The sequence below is a fragment of the Caballeronia sp. NCF2 genome, from assembly GCF_023631205.1.
Lineage (GTDB): Bacteria > Pseudomonadota > Gammaproteobacteria > Burkholderiales > Burkholderiaceae > Caballeronia > Caballeronia zhejiangensis.
The window spans coordinates 175,514-194,090 of the sequence record NZ_JALQDN010000069.1 but is presented as its reverse complement, the minus strand read 5'-3'; the positions used below and the strand labels follow the sequence as shown (position 1 = coordinate 194,090).

Annotated in this window: 14 protein-coding genes; 7 read left to right on the top strand and 7 right to left on the bottom strand. The window is 62.9% G+C overall.

What is annotated here, in order from left to right; all coding sequences use genetic code 11:
* Window positions 1–145: 145 nt before the first annotated feature.
* Both NCS02_RS28115 and NCS02_RS28110 read left to right on the top strand, forming a co-directional pair.
* Window positions 146–1,162 carry a type IV toxin-antitoxin system AbiEi family antitoxin gene (locus tag NCS02_RS28115; protein WP_250520221.1) on the top strand — a complete coding sequence of 339 codons (1,017 nt, stop codon included), beginning with the start codon at window positions 146–148 and terminating at the stop codon, window positions 1,160–1,162.
* Window positions 1,140–2,009, top strand: a complete 870-nt coding sequence (locus tag NCS02_RS28110; RefSeq protein WP_250520220.1) for a nucleotidyl transferase AbiEii/AbiGii toxin family protein — start codon at window positions 1,140–1,142, stop codon at window positions 2,007–2,009. The genes NCS02_RS28115 and NCS02_RS28110 overlap by 23 nt, the downstream gene beginning before the upstream one ends.
* Here the strand turns inward: NCS02_RS28110 and NCS02_RS28105 are convergent.
* Window positions 2,006–3,022 (bottom strand): 1-aminocyclopropane-1-carboxylate deaminase, encoded by a 1,017-nt coding sequence (locus tag NCS02_RS28105; RefSeq protein WP_250520219.1) that lies wholly within the window; start codon window positions 3,020–3,022, stop codon window positions 2,006–2,008. The two genes, NCS02_RS28110 and NCS02_RS28105, sit on opposite strands and share 4 nt — an antisense overlap.
* 151 nt (window positions 3,023–3,173) lie before the next feature.
* Here NCS02_RS28105 and NCS02_RS28100 point away from each other — a divergent pair, with 151 nt between their 5' ends.
* The 3 genes from NCS02_RS28100 to NCS02_RS28090 all read left to right on the top strand — a co-directional run bounded on the left by NCS02_RS28100 (window position 3,174) and on the right by NCS02_RS28090 (window position 7,607).
* Window positions 3,174–3,701 carry an Lrp/AsnC family transcriptional regulator gene (locus NCS02_RS28100; RefSeq protein ID WP_008346196.1) on the top strand — a complete coding sequence of 176 codons (528 nt, stop codon included), beginning with the start codon at window positions 3,174–3,176 and terminating at the stop codon, window positions 3,699–3,701.
* Window positions 3,702–3,784: 83 nt separating this feature from the next.
* On the top strand, window positions 3,785–6,133 hold the full coding sequence (locus NCS02_RS28095) for a transglycosylase domain-containing protein (protein ID WP_502800905.1): 2,349 nt from the start codon (window positions 3,785–3,787) through the stop codon (window positions 6,131–6,133).
* Window positions 6,134–6,395: 262 nt separating this feature from the next.
* A complete protein-coding gene (locus NCS02_RS28090) occupies window positions 6,396–7,607 on the top strand; it encodes a GDSL-type esterase/lipase family protein (protein ID WP_250457765.1) in 1,212 nt (403 codons plus the stop codon).
* 69 nt (window positions 7,608–7,676) lie between these two features.
* On the opposite strand, the gene NCS02_RS28085 is transcribed toward NCS02_RS28090, so the two are convergent.
* Complete coding sequence (locus tag NCS02_RS28085) at window positions 7,677–8,888, bottom strand: glycoside hydrolase family protein (RefSeq protein ID WP_008346191.1); 1,212 nt, start codon at window positions 8,886–8,888, stop codon at window positions 7,677–7,679.
* A gap of 1,141 nt (window positions 8,889–10,029) precedes the next feature.
* On the opposite strand from NCS02_RS28085, the gene NCS02_RS28080 reads away from it, so the two are divergent.
* Window positions 10,030–10,593 carry a serine O-acetyltransferase gene (locus NCS02_RS28080; protein ID WP_008346189.1) on the top strand — a complete coding sequence of 188 codons (564 nt, stop codon included), beginning with the start codon at window positions 10,030–10,032 and terminating at the stop codon, window positions 10,591–10,593.
* 171 nt (window positions 10,594–10,764) lie between these two features.
* Window positions 10,765–12,150: a murein biosynthesis integral membrane protein MurJ gene (gene murJ, locus NCS02_RS28075; protein ID WP_250520218.1), complete on the top strand. Its 1,386-nt coding sequence runs from the start codon at window positions 10,765–10,767 to the stop codon at window positions 12,148–12,150.
* A 10-nt stretch (window positions 12,151–12,160) separates the two neighbouring features.
* Here murJ and NCS02_RS28070 read toward each other — a convergent pair whose 3' ends face one another.
* The 5 genes from NCS02_RS28070 to NCS02_RS28050 all read right to left on the bottom strand — a co-directional run bounded on the left by NCS02_RS28070 (window position 12,161) and on the right by NCS02_RS28050 (window position 18,575).
* The gene (locus NCS02_RS28070) at window positions 12,161–14,098 is read right to left on the bottom strand and encodes an acyltransferase family protein (protein WP_250441634.1); all 1,938 of its coding nucleotides are present in this window, start codon (window positions 14,096–14,098) and stop codon (window positions 12,161–12,163) included.
* 124 nt (window positions 14,099–14,222) lie between these two features.
* Complete coding sequence (locus NCS02_RS28065) at window positions 14,223–15,233, bottom strand: polysaccharide deacetylase family protein (RefSeq protein ID WP_250520217.1); 1,011 nt, start codon at window positions 15,231–15,233, stop codon at window positions 14,223–14,225.
* A 5-nt stretch (window positions 15,234–15,238) separates the two neighbouring features.
* The gene (locus tag NCS02_RS28060) at window positions 15,239–16,345 is read right to left on the bottom strand and encodes an EpsG family protein (protein ID WP_235366307.1); all 1,107 of its coding nucleotides are present in this window, start codon (window positions 16,343–16,345) and stop codon (window positions 15,239–15,241) included.
* Window positions 16,346–16,392: 47 nt separating this feature from the next.
* Complete coding sequence (locus NCS02_RS28055) at window positions 16,393–17,412, bottom strand: hypothetical protein (protein WP_008346179.1); 1,020 nt, start codon at window positions 17,410–17,412, stop codon at window positions 16,393–16,395.
* Window positions 17,412–18,575 (bottom strand): glycosyltransferase family 4 protein, encoded by a 1,164-nt coding sequence (locus NCS02_RS28050; RefSeq protein WP_008346177.1) that lies wholly within the window; start codon window positions 18,573–18,575, stop codon window positions 17,412–17,414. Before NCS02_RS28050 ends, NCS02_RS28055 begins: the two co-directional genes overlap by 1 nt.
* Window positions 18,576–18,577 lie beyond the last annotated feature (2 nt).

Here is an 18,577-nt window from a genome sequence, read left to right as displayed (position 1 = left end):
TTGGCGTGAAGGGGAAATGCGGTGTCGGGTAGGGATCCGCACCTCATGATTCTTAGAGTGGATTTCGGCAAGACGAACTCCGTCCAACTTTTATCTCTGTCCACGTTTCGTGTACACTGACCAAAATTGGACGCCCAACCCGCCGATGCCACCCACCGACCAACTCGCCGAAGCCGCCGCAGCCGCCTTCACGGAGGCGACCGGCTTCGCCGCACGCAGCGTCAAACCACCCGCGCGCGGCGGCTACGACGCCGCCATCGAATTCCGCGTCGGCGGCGCGCGCTTCAAGCGCCCTGTCATCGTGCGGGAAAACATCGACCGGTTCAGCGCGTTATCCGCGTTCAGCGCCTCGGTCGCGCAGAACGGCGGCGCGAAACCCGCGCTCGTTACCGCGCATCTCTCACCCGACATGGTCCGCGCCTGCCGCGATCTGAACGTCGATGCCCTCGATCTCGCCGGCAACGCGAGCGTCATCGAAGGCGATGGCGTCGTCGTGATCGTGTCGGGCCGTCCGCGCGTCGCGCACGGCAAGGCGCGCCGCTCGAAAACCTGGACGAAGTCGACGTTGCGCGTCACGGCCGCCCTGCTCATCACGCCCGCGCTGCTGCAACGGGGCTATCGCGATATCGCGCAACACGCGGGCGTGAGCCACGGCACGGTGCAAAACGCGGTGCGCGCGCTCATCGATCATCGCGATGTATTCGAGCGGCCCGACGGCGCCGGCCTGCAATTCGCCGACAAGGAACGGCTCATCGACGAATGGGTGACGCTGTATCCGCGGCAATTGCGCGAATCGCTGCTGATCGGGCGTTATCGCGCGGAGTCGAACGACTGGTGGCGCGACGTGCCCGGCCTGCCGGGTCAATGCCAGTTCGGCGGCGAGCCGGCCGCAGCGATACTCACGGAATACCTGAAGCCCGCGACCGTCACCGCGTATTGCGCCGACGCCGCGCCGCGCGAATGGATCAAGGCGGCGCGGTTGCGGCCCGATCCCGCCGGAAACGTCGAATTCCTGCGCGCGCCCGTGGCGCTCGCGCCGGTCGATGGTCTTCCGCCGAACGTCGTCGCGCCGCTCATCGTCTATGCGGATCTCGTCGCGAGCGGCGACCCGCGCAATCTCGAAACCGCCAGGATGCTGCGTGAACGCTATCTTGCCGCTTGAACTGCTGCCGCATCGCCCGCTCGCCGGCGTCTTTTCCGCGATGCTGCGCGAAGTCGTCGCCGCGTCGCACGCGACGAACATCGCGTGGTTCGTCGGCGGCGCGAGCGCGCGCGACATCCTGCTCACGCACGTCCACGACATCGAGGCGACGCGCGCCACCGCCGACGTCGATATCGGCATCTCGATTCAAAGCTGGACCGGCCACGACGCGCTGCGGCAAGCGCTCGTCGCGTCGGGGCATTTCACCGCGCCGAAAGGCTCGGCGCATCGGCTGAATTTCAACGCGCCGCAGACCGGCGAACGCACGTGGCTCGATATCGTGCCCTTCGGCGGCGTGCAGGACGCGCACGGCGAAATCGCGTGGCCGCCGGATGGTTCGGTGCGAATGAACGTCGCGGGTTTTCGCCAGGCGCTCGATGCGGCGCTCGCCGTGCGCGTCACGCGCGATCTCGTCGTGCCGGTCGCTTCGCTGCCCGCGCAGGCGATGCTGAAGATCATCGCGTGGCAGGACCGGCACGCCGCCGACCGCAAGGACGCGATCGACCTGCTCTTTCTGATGGCGCGTTACGCCCAAGCCGGCAACCTCGATCGTCTTTATGCCGATGCCTTCGATCTCGTCGAGCGCCACGGATACGATCCGGATATCGCGGGCGCGGCGCTTCTCGGCCGCGACACGGCCGCGCTCGTCGATGAAAACCTCCGCGCGCAGATTCTCGCGATCCTGCGCCCCGGCGATCCCGCGCCGCCGATCCTCACGCACATGCTCGGCTCGCGCATGCCAGTCTTCGAAGCGGATACGTCGGAACGCGTCGCCGCATTGTTCGACGCATTCCGCAGCGCGTTCTAGCCGTTGCGAAACAGATAGCTGTACGCGTTGAGCGCGGGCACCCCGCCGAGATGCGCGTAGAGCACTTTCGAGCCTTCGGGGAATTCGCCGTTGCGCACCATCTGGATCATGCCGTCCATCGATTTGCCTTCGTAGACGGGATCGGTCAGCACGCCTTCGAGCCGCGCGCACAGACGGATCGCCTCGAGCGTGCCTTCGTTCGGCAGGCCGTATTCGGGGCCGCCGAAGCGCGTATCGAGAATCACGTCGTCGCGCGTGATGTCCTGGCCGAGATCGACGAGTTCCGCTGTGTGCTTCGCGATCCGCAGAATCTGCTCGTGCGTCTGCTCCGGTTTCGCCGATGCATCGATGCCGATCACGCGCCGCGCGCGCCCATCCGCCGCGAAGCCGACCACCATGCCCGCCTGCGTGCTGCCCGTCACCGAGCACACGACGAGGTAGTCGAACTTGAAGCCCAGCTCCGCTTCCTGCGCGCGCACTTCCTCCGCGAAGCCGACGAAACCGAGGCCGCCCAGCGGATGCTCCGAGCAACCCGCCGGCACCGGAAACGGCTTGCCGCCCGCCGCGCGCACGCTTTCCATCGCGTCCTGCCAGCTTTTGCGGATGCCGATATCGAAGCCATCGGCGACGAGGCGCACGTCCGCGCCCATCATCCGCGACATCTGGATATTGCCGACGCGGTCATAGACGGCATCGGAGTAATTGACCCAGTTTTCCTGCACGAGCACGCACTTCATGCCGAGATGCGCCGCGACCGCCGCGACCTGGCGCGTCTGATTCGACTGCACGCCGCCGATGGAAACCAGCGTGTCGCAGCCTTCGGCGATCGCCTCGGGAATCAGATATTCGAGCTTGCGCGTCTTGTTGCCGCCAAACGCGAGGCCGCTGTTGCAGTCCTCGCGCTTCGCATACAACTCGACCTTGCCGCCGAGATGCGCGGACAGGCGCTTGAGCGGCTGAATGGGCGTCGGTCCGAACGTGAGCGGATAGCGGGGAAAACGTTGCAGATTCATGTCGGCATCCTCGTGATGGTGGGACTGCATGACAGAATCGTAGAGATTCTCGCGACGGATCGGGTTGCGAAAAAATGCCGTTCGGCCTAACGTTTTTGGACGCGAGACGCTGTTCGCTAACTTTTATTTCGCACAAGAGCCTGTTGAAGCAATGAAAAAAACCGCATCCGCTCCAAACCCGCATCCGGCAAGCGTCCAGACCGATCGCGTCGATCGCGCGATCCTGCGTCAGTTGCAGCGCGATGCGTCGATCTCGAACGTCGCGCTCGCGGAGAAGGTCAATCTGAGTCCGCCCGCGTGTCTGCGGCGCGTCGAGCGGCTGCGCGAAGCGGGGCTGATCCGCGCGACCGTCGCGCTGCTCGATCCGAAAGCGCTCGATGCCGGCATGCTCGTCTTGATCGGCGTGATCCTCGACCGCTCGACGCCCGATTCCTTCGACGCCTTCGAGAAAGCCGCGCAGAAAGTGCCCGGCTGCATGGAATGCCACGTCGTGACCGGCGAATTCGACTTCTTCATGCTGATCCGCACGCGCGACAGCGAAAGCTTCAACCGGCTCCACGCCGAAAAGCTGCTCTATCTGCCGGGCGTGCGGCAGATCCGCACGTTCGTCGTGTTGCGTGAGGTGCTTTCGACGACGGCGTTTCCAATCGGCGAATCGGCGGGAACGCGGGCGGTGTAGCGTCGGCGACACTTCTGCGAAAGACCTGCTGAAAAATTACGCTACGATTCAGGGTTTTCCATGTCCGGGCATCCCGTTTCGTTGTGACCGCGTCTGATTTCAAAGCCTGGGCCAAGGCGATTCTGGCTCGCCTCGCATCGCGGCTGCGTCCGCATCTGCGTGCGCGTTCGCTGCTCCTTCTGCCGGCGCTCTTTCTTATCTATGTGCTGGTGCTGATTCCGTTCACGCCCGGTATCCGCGATATCCGCCGTGCAAAAGTCGATCAGCCCGCGCAGATCTATTCCGCCGACGGCAAGCTCCTCGCCGAATTCAAGCCGACGCATCGCGAATGGGTGAGTCTCAAGCAGATTTCGCCGCAGGTGATCGACGCGCTCATCTCGACCGAAGACCGGCGGTTCTATCAGCATCACGGCATCGACTTCCGGCGCACGGCGGGCGCGGCGCTGCGCACGTTCTCGGGCGACCGGCAAGGCGGCTCGACGCTCACGCAGCAGCTCGCGCGCAATCTGTATCCCGAGGAAATCGGCCGCTCGCAGACGCTCACGCGCAAGCTGAAGGAAGCGATCACGGCGTTCAAGATCGAAGCGCTCTATTCGAAGGACGAGATTCTCGAAACGTATCTGAACACGGTGCCGTTCCTGTACAACGCGTACGGCATCGAAATGGCCGCGCGCACTTACTTCGACAAATCCGCCGGCCAGCTCGACGTGCTCGAAAGCGCGACGCTCATCGGCATGTTGAAGGGCAACAGTTACTACAACCCGGTGATCAATCCGGAGCGCGCGCTCGACCGGCGCAACATCGTCCTCGGGCAGATGGTCAAGTTCGGCCACTTGCCGGCGACCAAACTCGACGCGCTGAAGAAACGTCCGCTGCGCATCGACTTCGAGCGGCAGACGGAAGAGCCCGGCCGCGCGCCGCACTTCGCGCAGCAGTTGCGCAAATGGCTGATCGGCTGGGCCGACGACAACGACTACAACATCTATTCCGATGGCCTCGTCGTGCGCACGACCATCGATTCGCGTCTGCAGGCGATGGCGACGAACGCGCTCGCGCTGCAGGGCAACCAGTTGCAATCGATCGCCAACGCGGCGTGGGGCGGCCGCGCCGCTTGCGCGAACGCGAACGCCGATCTCGGGCACGCGTTCATCCGCGAGACGGACGCATACCGCGCGCTGCGCACGGGCGGCGCGAACGACGCCGACGCCATAAAGAAACTCGGCTCGGACCGCGCCTTCATGCAGGCGCTGTGCGAGGACAAGACGCGCGTGCAGGCCGCGTTCGTCGCGCTCGATCCGCGCAACGGGCAGATCAAGGCGTGGGTCGGCAGCCGCGATTTCACGCAGGATCCGTTCGATCACGTCGCGCAGGCGCGCCGCCAGCCCGGCTCGACCTTCAAGCCTTTCGTCTACGGCGCGGCGTTCGAGCGCGGCGCGAAGCCGGCCGATACGATCGTCGATCAGACCGTCGAAATCCCGATTCGCGGCGACGAAATCTGGCGCCCGACCGACGACTCGCCGCCGTCGGGCCGTCCCGTGAGCCTGCGCGACGGCATCGCGTATTCGAAGAACCGCATCACCGCGCAGTTGATGGAACAAGTCGGTCCGGGACGCGTCGCGCGGCTCGCGCGTGACATGGGCGTGCGCGACAGTCATCTCGACGTGGTGCCGTCGCTCGCGCTTGGCACGAGCCCGGTGACGCTGAGGGAAATGGTGTCGGCGTACGGCACGATCGCGAACGACGGCAGTTATATGGAGCCGCTGCTCGTCACGCGCATCGAGAACAAGGACGGCGAAGTCCTCGCGCAGTTCGAGAGCACGCCCGAGCGCGCGCTGTCCGTCGATGCGACGCGCAAGCTCGTCGATGTGATGCGCGACGTCATCAACCGCGGCACCGGCACGACGATCCGCACGCGCTTCGGCATTCGCGCGGATGTCGCGGGCAAGACCGGCACTACGCAGGACAACGCCGACGGCTGGTTCATCCTGATGCATCCGCAACTCGTCGCGGGCGCGTGGGTCGGCTTCAACGACAGCCGCGTCACGCTGCGCAGCGATTACTGGGGCCAAGGCGCGCACAGCGCGTTGCCGATCGTCGGCGACTTCATGCAGCGTTCGCTGCGTTCGCATCTGATCGATGCCCGCGCGCGCTTCGATACGCAGGAAGCGCCGGGCATGTGGCAAACGATGCTCACGAACGCAAAAACCTGGTTCGACGAGACGTTCTCGAAAGCGCCGAAGCCGGGCAAGCCGAAAACCGCGCAGACGGCGGCGCAGCATCCGGTGCGTCCGAAGCGGCCGCCTTCGGAGCCCGCCGCCGAAGTGACCGAAGAGCCGCCGCAACCGCCAGTGTTTGCGACGATGCCGCCGATCCTGCCCACGCCCGGCGAAACTGCAAGCTCTCCGGCGCCCGCTTCCGACGTGCAACCGTAAACGCTTACGCCGCCCGCGAACAAAGGCGGGGGCTTGCGTAGACAGTTAGTTGCGAGCTAGCGACGAAAGACTTGCCTATCGGCCGAAATGAGCGCGCGCGCACAGAGCACGCGCACAAATGGTGCTCCGATTCACCAAGGCGAAACAAACGCATTCAAAGATTTCGCCGCGCACCCCGGCGCGCTGTGGCCACATGCGCCCGCCAAAAGTCTCGCGCACTGCGAGACGTCTATCTCATTCCAGGCTGGTTTCGGAGAACAAGTTGAACAAGCGATTTCCTCGCCTCAAGCGAGCCCTCGTGGCCACCGCGCTCGCCTTGCCGCTTACGTCGTCGAGTTTTGCGCAGAACATCAGCGCTACCCTGCCGTGGACCGGCACCTGGAGCACCGCGCCGATGATCGTCGGCGGCGGCGGCTTCAATAATCAGACGATCCGGCAGATCGTGCACACGAGCATCGGCGGGACGGCCGCCGGCGTCCAGTTTTCCAATCAGTACGGCAGCGAGCCGCTCGTGATCGGCGACGTGCGCGTCGCGTTGCGCGCCGACGGCAAACGCACCGTGCCGGGCAGCGACCGGGCCGTCACCTTCAACGGTCAGCCCTTCGTGACGATTCCGCCCGGCAAGACGGAGATGAGCGATCCGATCGCGATCGCGGTGCCGGCGATGTCGGACATCGTCGTCAGCGCCTATCTCCCGCAGCAGACGCCATCGGAAACCACCGGTCACGCCGAAGGCCTGCAGGACGTGTACGTCGCGCCCGGCGATGTCAGCGCCGACACCGAATTCGCGGGCGGCGTGGTCAACGCGCTCGGCGCGCAGTCGTATTACTTCCTCACCGACGTCGTCGTGCAGAACGCCAGTGCGACGGGCGCGGTGGTCGCGTTCGGCGCGTCGATCACGGACGGCATCGATTCGCCGCCGAACACGAACGGCCGCTGGCCCAACCTGCTCGCCGCGCGTCTGCAGCAGGCGGGCATGACGGTCGGCGTGCTGAATCAGGGTATCGCCGGCAACGATTTCTTCACGAACGACGCGGGCGATGCCGGCCTCACGCGCTTCCAGCGCGACGTGCTCGACAAGTACAACGTCAAGTGGGTCATCATTTCCGACGATGCCGTCAACAACCTGATCGGCGGATCGCCGCCGACGGCCGCGCGCCTGAACAGCGCGTTCGCGCAACTGACGCAGAGCGCGCACGCGGCGGGCGTCAAGGCGATATGCTCGACGCTCACGCCGTTCGAGGGCGTGTCGCCGTGGACGGCCGACATCGAAGCGACGCGGCAAGCGGTGAACGCGTTCGTCGCGACGCCCGACAGCGGCTGCGACGCCGTGCTCGATCAGGCCGCCGCGCTCGGCGATCCGGCCAATCCGCCTGTCATGCTTGGTGCGTACGACAGCGGCGACCATCTGCATCCGAATCAGGCGGGGCTGCAGGCGATCGCCAATTCCGTGAATCTCAACTGGCTCAAGTAGGCGGCGCGGAAAAGCAAAAAACGCCATGCGGAAAATTCATCCGCATGGCGTTTTTCATTTCATCGCCGATTACGACTTGACGATCGTCGGGTTCTGCACGTTGATGCGCGGACCCGCGTTGTCCCACTGCTCGACGATCAGCGGGTACTTCCACTTCGGATTCGTGCTGCTGATCTGGCCGTTGACGATGTAGCCGTCGAGCGACAGACCCTGAACCGCGAACGAACCGCCGGGGCTGGTCGTGTCGACGTGGTTGTTGATCGCGATCGTGACCGTCTTGCTGATCGGACCCGGCAGCGAGCCGAACCACACGTTGATGCCGCCGCCCTTGCAGTTCGCCGTCGTCGGGCTGTTGATCGTGATGCTCTTGAACACGGCCGAGTTGTCGTTCGGTTCGAAGTCGAGACCGCAAGCCGGCGCCGTGCCGGTGATGTTCTGCCAAATCGGGCTGTTGAACGTGATCGTGTCGCCCGAGATGATCGACACACCCTGACGGCGGCAGCCGTCGGCCTTGTGGTTGTCGACGACGAGGTTGTACGTCGGCGTGTTCTTCTTGCTCTGGCTGTCGTTGATGTAGATGCCGTCGCCCCACGTATTGATCGTGGTCGGCGCGATCAGGTGCACGTTCTGTGCGCCGATGATCGAGAAGCCCATGCCGTGCTCGCCGCCCGAAGCCGAGTTCAGCTCCTTGCTGCCGTCGAGGTACGCGTTTTCGACGATGACGTTGCTCACGTCTTCGATGAGCATCATCTGGTAGATGTCGGCGTTGTGCGGGAGCAGCTTGATCGAAGCGCCCGACGCAAAGCGGATGTGCGTGTTCGTGCGCAGCTTGAGACCCGTCGTGTCGATGCGGACCTGGCCCGAGATCAGGAGAATCTGACCGACGGAACCGTCGATGGCGGCTTGCAGCGCGGCGCGGTCGTTGGTCGAGCCGTCGGCCTTCACGCCGAACGACGATGCGTTGATGGTGCCTGCGGTGTTCGTGCTGGCGGCGTTCGTCGAGCTTGCCGCGGCCGGCGCGCTGGCGGTCGTCGTGGCGCTTGCCGACGAAGCCGAGCTCGCGGGCGTCGCCGTCGAGGCGCCGCTGCCGGTGTTACGGCGTCTCCAGCGATCGGCGACCGAATCGGGGGCCGCGCTGTCGCTGCCGCCGCCGCATGCGGCGAGCACAAACGCGCCGCTACCCGCGATAAGCGAGGTCAGGAGTTTGCGACGGGTTGCGATACGCGTGTCGACGACGGTGTTGTCTGCCTGGGTGTCTGCCTGAGTGTTGTTCGAAAGCATTGTCTTTCCGAGTTGGTTGTGCGTTGTCGACGGGCGGACCCGTTCATGCGACTACGGCCGCACGCAACGTTTCTTTATGGGCGTGAGATGACCAACGCAAATTCAGCAGGCGCAAACGATTGCGCCGCTCAGCGCTCGACAGCCGCACACGGCGACTCCGAAAGGCATCTCGGCGAAAAACATGACGACTTCGGGATTGGACGAACCAGAGTCGGAAGAGCCAGATAATCCGGAAGTACCCACTCAACCCCGCGCTTGATTGGCCCGCGAACGGGCTGATGAAGCGCTGAAGTCTGACGGCAGTAATTACCGTCTTTTTTAAATCCTACAGATTGTTACGAGGCGTTTCTACCCGGCACTTGTTACAAAATGTACGCTTGTAACTTATTATTTTGCTTTTCCGCGTCTTTATTGCTGTGTATTTCCGCTTTTAATCGACGGCGAGTAAATTAATCTACCGCTTTTTTAATGTTAATACCGTAGATGAATAACACCACTTCAAACCAGTTGAGGTACGATGACTAATAATCGTCTGAAGAATCGATTATAACGACACGAACGTTCACCCGCCGAGAGCGCGAGCTATCGCCTCGGAAGGCCCGGTGGGGCTTGCAGAGCGCCTTTCGTATGCCGAAACGAGCAACAATCCGCCGATTATTTCGCCTTATTGACCGGTCAATCCGCCGACGATTATCGAGACGCGCACCAAAATTGCCGCTTCTGCACGGTTGCAGTCCCAACATTACATTCAAGTAAGCACCGTTTTAAACGATTTCATCCGACGAATCGGATTTTGTAAGTGCGGTCCAAAAACTTTTTTCATTCAAAAGACGAAAGACCCTACAGGGCATACCCTTATCGGGTTTTTACGAATCGGATCATTTTCCGCTGAATCCCGCGCGCAGCCTGGGATTCGACCGAAACCCTAATGATCTGATTAAAGAAACGGGTTTATTCAACAGACAAAACAGGCGAAAGTTGGAATCGTTTCGATTGCCAGCCGGTCATATGTTCCGTTTCGCACTGATCCGGTTGGACAGAAAGACTAGTCTCGGATTTGGTGCGCTCAGCACAGTTGGGGGAACGGCCGATTCCGGCCGGAGGTATTACAAGAAATCACACGACCAGCGGATACACCGCGATGAAAACCTTTGATCTGATCAAAAGCGATCTCTATCGCTATACGGGCGAGTACAGCGTCATGCTCCTTCTCGAGCAACTGATGCTGAACGAAGGGTTCAACTACATGTTCTGGCTGCGCCTCGCGAGCGCCGCGTCGTCGCGGCCCATGCGCCTCGTGCTCAACCACATCGTGCGTCTGAAGCAGCGCCGCTTCGGATTCGTCATCAGTCCGCGCACGCGCATCGGGCCGGGCTTCTATATCAGTCATATCGGCACGATCGCGGTAAACCCGACGGCGGTCATCGGCGCGAACTGCAACATCTCGCAGGGCGTGACCATCGGATCGAATCACGGCAAGGCGGCGACCATCGGCAACAACGTGTATATCGGGCCGAACGTCTGCATCATCGAAGACGTGACCATCGGCGACAACGTGACGATCGGCGCGGGCAGCGTCGTGACGAAGGATATTCCGCCGAACGTCACGGTGGCCGGCTGCCCGGCGCGCATTCTGACCGACGACGCCACGCCCGAGCGGGCGGCGCGCTACATCATGCGTCCGTGGCAGACAGGCGCGGTATGAAGGACCGGCTTCGGCATGGCGAGGTGCCTTAGCGAACAGTCACGCCGCCCGTTTTGGTGCACGCTCTCCTCTTTCACGCGAAAGCCGCGGGCCTTCGCGTGATTTCTGTCGCATGGCGCTTTCGTTTCGACGTCAGGCCATGCGGCGAAAGGCTCCCACGCAGGAGGACCCGTGCTGAGCGCAGCAGTGCAATCGGTGAGACGACGTCTCGGCGGCGTACATCAGGATCACAAGAGAATCGCAAGAAGCGCGGTCGTCCTGCTGATCTTCGTGATCGCCGGGAAGTGCATCGGCGCGTCGAAGGAAATGGCGATCGCGTATCGCTACGGGATCAGCGGCACGGTCGACGCCTATCAGTTCGCGCTCACGCTCGTCACCTGGCTGCCGACGATGCTCACGAACGTGCTCGCCGTGCTGCTCGTTCCCGCGCTCGTCTCGCTTCAGGAAGACAGGTCGCAGCGCAACGGTTTTCTCGGCGAGCTGGAAGGCGTGGGCCTCGTGCTCGGCCTCGGCTCGTCGCTTCTGCTATGGCTTTTCTGGCCTCATCTCGCCGATGTCATCGCGGGCAGTCTCGCCGAGTCCACACGCGACATGTGCCGCGCGATGATCATCAGCATGACGCCGGTCGGCGTGCTGACCTTCACGATCTGCATTTCGTCGTCGCGGCTGCAGGCGTCGGGCAAGCACATCAACACCTTGCTCGAATGCGTGCCGGCCATCGGCCTGCTGGTCTTCGTGCTTGCCGCGCGCAACAACGAATCGATTTTTCCGCTCGTCATGGGGACGTCGCTCGGCTTCGTCGTGCAGGCCGCGTGGCTGCGCGTGCTCGCCAGGCGCGCCGACACGATGCCCGCCCGGCCGCGCGTTTCGATGCGCGCGAAGCAGTGGCCATCGACGATCCGCTCGATGGGCATGCTCACGATCGGCGCGGTCGTCGCGAGTCTGTGGCTTCCGATCGATCAGTACTTCATGGCGCAGCAAGGCGACGGCGCCATCGCGACGCTCGGCTACGCGAACCGGCTGCTCTCGCTCGTGCTCAGCATGGGCGCGCTTGCGATCACGCGCGCGACCTTGCCGATTCTCGCGGAGATTCTTCATCGCGGCGATCATGCGCGCGCACGCAGCACCGCGCTGAAGTGGTCCGGCATCATGACCGTACTGGGCCTGACCGGCAGCATCCTCGCGTATGCGCTCGCGCCGTACGTCGTGAAGCTGCTGTTTCAGAAAGGCGCGTTCACCGCCGACGACACCATCGCCGTCACCACGCTCTTTCGCTACGGGCTGCTGCAAGTGCCGTTCTACTTCGGCATGTGCGTGCTCGTGCAGCTGTTCGCGAGCGAGACGCGCTATCGCGCGATCTCCGTCATTTCGCTGATCGGCTTCGCGACGAAGATCATCGGCAACGTCATTCTCGTGCGCTACTACGGCGCGCAGGGCGTGCTGCTCGCGACCGGCATCGGCGCGATCGCGGTGCTCGCGAGCTATATCTTCTGGACGCGCTATGCGCCGCCGTTCACCGGCAACGACGCGCAGCACGATACCGGCACGCCGCAATAAGCACCTGCTTTCAACCTTGTTCGAAGACGCGCCGGAACATCGGCACGAGGAAGCGGTTGCCGTATTCGCTCATGTGATGGAAGTCGGAATAAAGCGGCCGGCCATCGTGCGAGCCCATGCACTTGCCGTCCGGGCACAGGAACGGACGCGGGTCGAGCAGATGGATGCCGCATTGATCGTGTGCCTGATGCATCGCCTGCAGCAACGCGCCATTGCGCTGAACGTAATCCGACATGGTGATCGACAGATCGGGCGCCTTCGGATCCCGCATCTTCTCGCGCGCGAGCGTCAGCGGCACGTTGAAGTCGAACTCGGGAATCGGTTCGACGAGATAGACCGGGCGAATCTTCGAGATGCGGCAAACGGTCGATAGCAAGTGCTCGCGATACAACTCCGTCGTGAACGGCGTCGATGTCTGCGCCGGCTGCTCCGGATTGACGAACGCGAAGTCGTCCATCGTCGGACCGGACCAGTACTGCGACCAGTGATTCGCGATGATGACCGGCGTCTTCGCGCTCTGATCGCGGCTCAGGATATCGATGTACTTGCGGTCCTGATCGAAGCAATCGCCATTGCCGCGGCGAATGCCGTAGATCGTCGGGCAACCTTCTATCGTGATGAGCAGCACATCATCGGGCTTGCCGTTCGGCACGGCGTCGACGACCGCTTCGGCGATCGCTTCCGCGTGACTGTCGCCGAGCACCACGACGCGGCTCTCCTTCTGCTTGTTGGCGACATCGCACGGATCGATCATCATGTGACACTTCGTGCGATGCGGATTCGTGTCGTAGGTCTCGCTATCGGCGATGAACACCGAACGGTCGAAGCGATTCGGCACGCCCTGGCTCGCATAGATGCTGCCGCCGCCGATTGCCAGCAGCAGCGTGAACGCGAGAATCGGACGCAGCGTGATGAAGCGCGGAAAGGCGCGCGCCTCGTCTCGCGCCGGCGGCTTCCTGGTCTTCGACTCGACGAGCGCATACGACAGATAGCCCATGACGAAGCCGCCCGCGATCGCGGCCGCGCGCCAGCGCAGCGAACCTTCCCTGTCGAAGTACGTGAGCGCGACGACGAACGGCCAGTGCCAGAGATAGACCGAGTACGAAATCTTGCCGATGAACTGCGCGAGCGGATTGCCCGTGAAGATCGAATGCCTGCGCGCCGCGAGAATCACGAACGCCGTGCCGAGCACCGGCACGAGCGCGAGGTAGCCCGGCCATTCGTTGTTCTCGTTGAACATGACCGCGCCGTACGCGATCATCGCGAGGCCGATGCATTCCAGCGTGCGGCGCACGGGCCTGCCCGCCGTCAACGGGAACAGATAGACGAGCCCGCCCGCGATCATTTCCCATGCGCGCGTCGGCAGCAGGAAGAACGCGGCCGTCGGCCATTTCGTCGGATCGGAGAGATAGACGCACGCCGCGAACGAAACGAGCGCGGCGCCGACGAGCGCGATCTTCGTCCCGCGTCGCCCGAAGAGCTTGCGCACGAGCAGAATGCCGAGCGGATACAGCAGATAGAACTGCCACTCGACGGAAAGCGACCACGTATGCAGCAGCCATTTCAGATGCGAGCGCGTATCGAAGTAACCCGCTTCGCGCCAGTAAACGATGTTCGAAAAGAAGCCGAGGCTCGATCCCGCCGCCTTGCCGAACGCGCGAAACTCGGAAGGCAGGAATATCAGCCAGCCGAACACACCGAGCGCGAAGCAAAGAAACGCGAGCGCCGGAATGATGCGCCGCGCTCGATCGCCATAGAATTCGAGCACCGAGAACCTGTCCTTCGAAAGGCGTCTGAAGATGATGCTCGTCATCAGATAACCGGAGATCACGAAGAACACGTCGACGCCGAGAAAGCCGCCTTTGAAGCCGGGCACATCGAAGTGGAAAAGGACGACCGCGAGAACCGCGAACGCGCGCAGGCCGTTGATGTCGTTACGAAAGTTCATCGCGCTTCCCCCAAGAACTTCTTTTTTGCCGCGCACGCGCCAGCGCGATGCAATGGACATCGCCATTGCATCGCGCCCGCGGTGCGGGTTATTTTCTAGCGTCTTGTCTTTCCTGATTACTTCGTCATACGAACAAACCGAATTCCATCTCCGCAAGCCGGTTTTCTTCCGATTGCGTCGCCCGCGCGACTTCCGCCATGGTCGCGGGCTGCATGCCGTAGGTCTCTCTCAAGTACACGTGATGGTTCAGCACCGCTTCGAGGACGCCGAGGTTCTCGGCCAGATTCGCACCGAAGTTATGCGGATGCCACCACAAGTGGAACGAACGCCCCGTGCGCGCCGCCGACGTCATCGACTGCTTGATCCGATGGATGCGCAGCCATTCGAGCGCGCGCTTGTTGCGCGCATATGGACGCAGGAAGCGGCTCGAACGCACGTCGATGAGTCCGCGAGCCGGGCGCGGATCGAACGCGTGATCGCCTGAGATATTGATGTACGTATCGACGAGACGCGCCGCGCGGCGCATCGCCGCTTCATCGGCGCGCGAGGTTTCGCGATACATCCAGCTGCGCTCCGTGCCGCGATACGCGACGAGCCCTTGCTCCGCGCACACCGACAGATACGCGTTGTTCACCTGATTGCGCGGAAACACGATGCTCGCGGGCGGATCGGCGAGACGCCGGATCGATGCGACCGATGCTTCCATGTCGGCGGCGAACTGCGCCCTGTTCTGCCCTGCTTCGAGTGCGTAGTAATGGCAGAACGTATGGCTCGCGAGCTCGCTGCCTTCGGTATCGACGATCCGACGCGCGAGCGACAGACCATAGTGGTACGGATCGCTCTTTTCGTTATCGCCGATCGAATCGAGATAACCGTTGGCGTATGGACTCAGCTTCGTATCGGTATAAGTCGGCCGGACGTCGGGCAGATTCGCGAGCAGGTCCTTTTTGTTATCGAACAGCAGCATGCCGACCGTCGCCCACGTCGCCTTCACGCGATACTTCGTGAACATGTCGAGCATCGCCGGAATCGCCTCGCGCACGCCGAGAATGTTCTTTCCGTATGTGGCGATCGAGCGATGGTCGCGCACGCCCCACATCAGTTCGAAATCGAGCGAAATCAGGAAGTAGGACATCGTCGTCAGGGCATCAGGAAGTAGTGATAGACGCCTTCGAAATAACTCTTCGTGGCGTCGGCTGCGACGGCCACGAACACGCCGAAGGTGATGACCAGAACCATCGCGTTCTTGAACTTGATCTCGGGCGCGAGGAACGGCAGCAGCAGCGGCACGCAATACCAGACGCGGCCCTTCGCGAACGGAAACACGAAGAACGCAACGACGAGATACACGAAGAGTCCGACATGCATGATCGACAGCCGCGTGAATGCGCGCTGACGCTGCGTATCCTGCGCGCGCCACGTCGAGTAGAGCACCATGACCGATGCCATCGTGTAGAACAGCAGCAGCGACAGCAGCTTGATCGTGAAGTTTTCCTGATAGCCCGAGTACTCGTCGATACGACGGCCGCCGTAGGTCGCAAACAGAAACTTCGCCGCCGACGCAAGCACGATCGCCACCACGCTCACCGCGACGAGCGCGCGCGCTTTCCTTTGCTCGCCGATGAAACCGGCGGTCATCAGGAACGCTGTAGGCACCGCGAAGGTCGTGTGCACGAAGCTCGCGAGCCCCATGCCGATGGTCGGCTTGTTGAAGCGCAGCGCGAAGAGCATCGCGATGGCAAGACCGAAGCCCTGGCGGATCTGGAACAGACCGACCGTAGCGAGCGCATACGGAATCACGAGCCACAGAACGAGACCGATGAGCGGCCTGCGCGTCTGCAACAGCGAATACATCACGACCAGGTTAAGCAGCACCACCGTAATGCGGATGCCGCCTTCGGGCGACACGCCGAACGCATTGAGGAGGATGACCCACGAGCGCCAGCCCAGCTCTTCCGTGATAAGGCTGATGAGAAAGCCCATATCCGACTCGCGGTTCTGATAGAACTGCACGAGCCAGTGCCAGTCGGTCGAGCGGAAGTACTGGATGTACGCTTCCTGGTCGAAGATTAGGCCGACGCTGCGCTCGCGGAACGCGACGATCGAGAGCGCCGTGGCCGCGAGCACAAGGAACGCCCAGCCGGATGGCGTCATGAAGTACGCGAATCCGGTCATGCGTCGTATCGGTTCGCTCTGCGCGCTCTGTGCGCTTTGCTGCGCCGTATTGTTCATTGTCGTTGCTTGCATCGTATTGGCCTTTTTTCCGCTTTAGTTATTGTGTGTGGGCGCGGCTTTCATGGCACGAGCCTCAGGTTGGTGACGATGATCTTCGGTCCCGCCTTGTCGTAATCGATGCTTTCCACTGTCGACATCTTCGGACTCACCCATGTCGGCGAATGACTCGCGATCTGCCCGGACACCTTGCGCCCATTCAGCTTGAGCGATGACACGGCGAACGCGGCATCGCTCGCGCCTTCGTCGCGATGATTCGTGATGCCGATATCGACATGCTTGGGCATCGGCCCGACGATCTCCTCCAGCCAGACGATGATCCCGTACCGGCAATTGCGCGTCGTCGGATTGACGATGCGAATGTTCTCGAGAATATCGGCGTTGCTGTTCGGCTCCGCGTCGAGCCCCGCTTCCGGCTGCGTGCCGCCGATGTTCTCCCACAGCGGATTCTCGAACACGATGTTGCGTCCGCTGATGATCGACACGCCTTGTCTGCGGCAGCGGTCCGCATGATGATTCACCACGCGAATACCGCTGCTGTACTTAAACGCGACGTTGTAGCTGTTGGCGATATAGATGCCATCGCCCCAGCAGCCGATCGTCTTCGGCGAGATGAGCGTCACCTCCGTGCTTCCCGCAATCGAAAAGCCCATGCCGTGACCGTTTTCACGCAGCGCCGGTTTCGCGGCGTTAAGCTCCTTGCTACCGTCGAGCACCGCGTTCTCGACGAGCACGTTGCTCACGTCCCAGATGCGGAAGATCGAATAGAACGACGTATCGTGCGGCAGCAGCTTGATCGACGCGCCCGGTGCGAAGCGCAGGTGACTATCGCGCCGCAGGTCGAGCCCTTTGTCGTCGATACGGCACTTGCCCGTGATGAGCAAGGTCGAATCGACGGATTGATCGATGGCCCGCTGCAGCGCGATGCGATCGTTCGTCTTGCCGTCGCCCTTCACGCCGAACGACTTGTCGGTGACGACATCGCGTTTCTGCGCCGCGCGCGCGTCGAAGCCGGCGACGCCCGCTCCACTGGCGACGGCGCCCATCAGCAGCGAGCGGATCACTTGTCGCCGGTCGACCATTACGCTTTCTCTCCCGTCACCGCACGCGCATAAGCCGTGCTCTTGCCTTCGCCGCCGCGCGAGCGTGCGCCGAGTTGCGCGAAGATCGCGTCCCACTGACGCAGGATCGCCGGCGACGAATAACGCTGCCGTACCGATGCCGCCGCCTTGCGTCCGAGCTCGGCGCGCAACGCTTCGTCCGACATCACGCGGCGCAGCGCATCGATCAGAGCGGCCTTGTCGCCGGCAGGCACGAGCAGACCGTCCTGGCCGTCGCGCGTGAGTTCGCGCGGGCCGCTCTTGCAGTCGAACGCGACCGTCGCGAGGCCGAGCGCCATGCCTTCGAGCATCGCCATCGGCAGACCTTCGTAGCGCGACGACAGCACGAACGCATCCGAGCGCGCCATCTCTTCCCAAGGCGTCGTCGTCTTGCCGGGCATCAGCACGCGCTCGTTCATCTTCAGTTGCGCGACCTGCGCTTCGAGCACCGCGCGCTCCGGGCCTTCGCCCCAGATCCACAGATCCCAGTCCGGAAACTCGGGCGCGAGCGTCGCGAATACATCGATCAGCAGATCGAACTGTTTTTGCGTGTTGAGACGCCCGACCGCGACGAGCCGCTTGCGCGCGCTCTTCTCGATGGTTTCGGGCTGCAACAGCAACAACTCGTCCGGCAGCGGATTGGGCACCACTTCGATGCGCTTCACGCGCGGCACCATCTTCCTGAACGATGCCTCCATGTTGTCCGTGAGCAGCGTGAGCAGGTCCGCGCTCGGATAAACGAAGCGGCACATCTGGCTCATGAGCTGCGAACGGCCGTCGGCGGACGGATCGATGTGCTCGCTCGCGATCACCGGAATGCCGAGGCCGCGCGTCGCGAGAATCGTCGTGATGTTCACGTTCGAGAGGAACGACACGACCACATCGGGCGCGCTTTCGCGGATCAGCGCACGCAGCGCGCGAAAGCGCGCGGGATATTGCAGCATGCGCGCGCCGGCCTTCACGCGATCGGCGAGGAAGACGCAGCGCACGTTCGGCGCGAGCGGATAAAAGCACGCGCCACGGCCGCTATACGTGATGACGAGCGTCACCGTATCGCCGCGTTGCGCCCACGCATTGACGAGCGAGGCCGCGACGCGCTCCGCGCCGCCGCTTCCCATCGAACTGACCACGAGCATGATCTTCATCG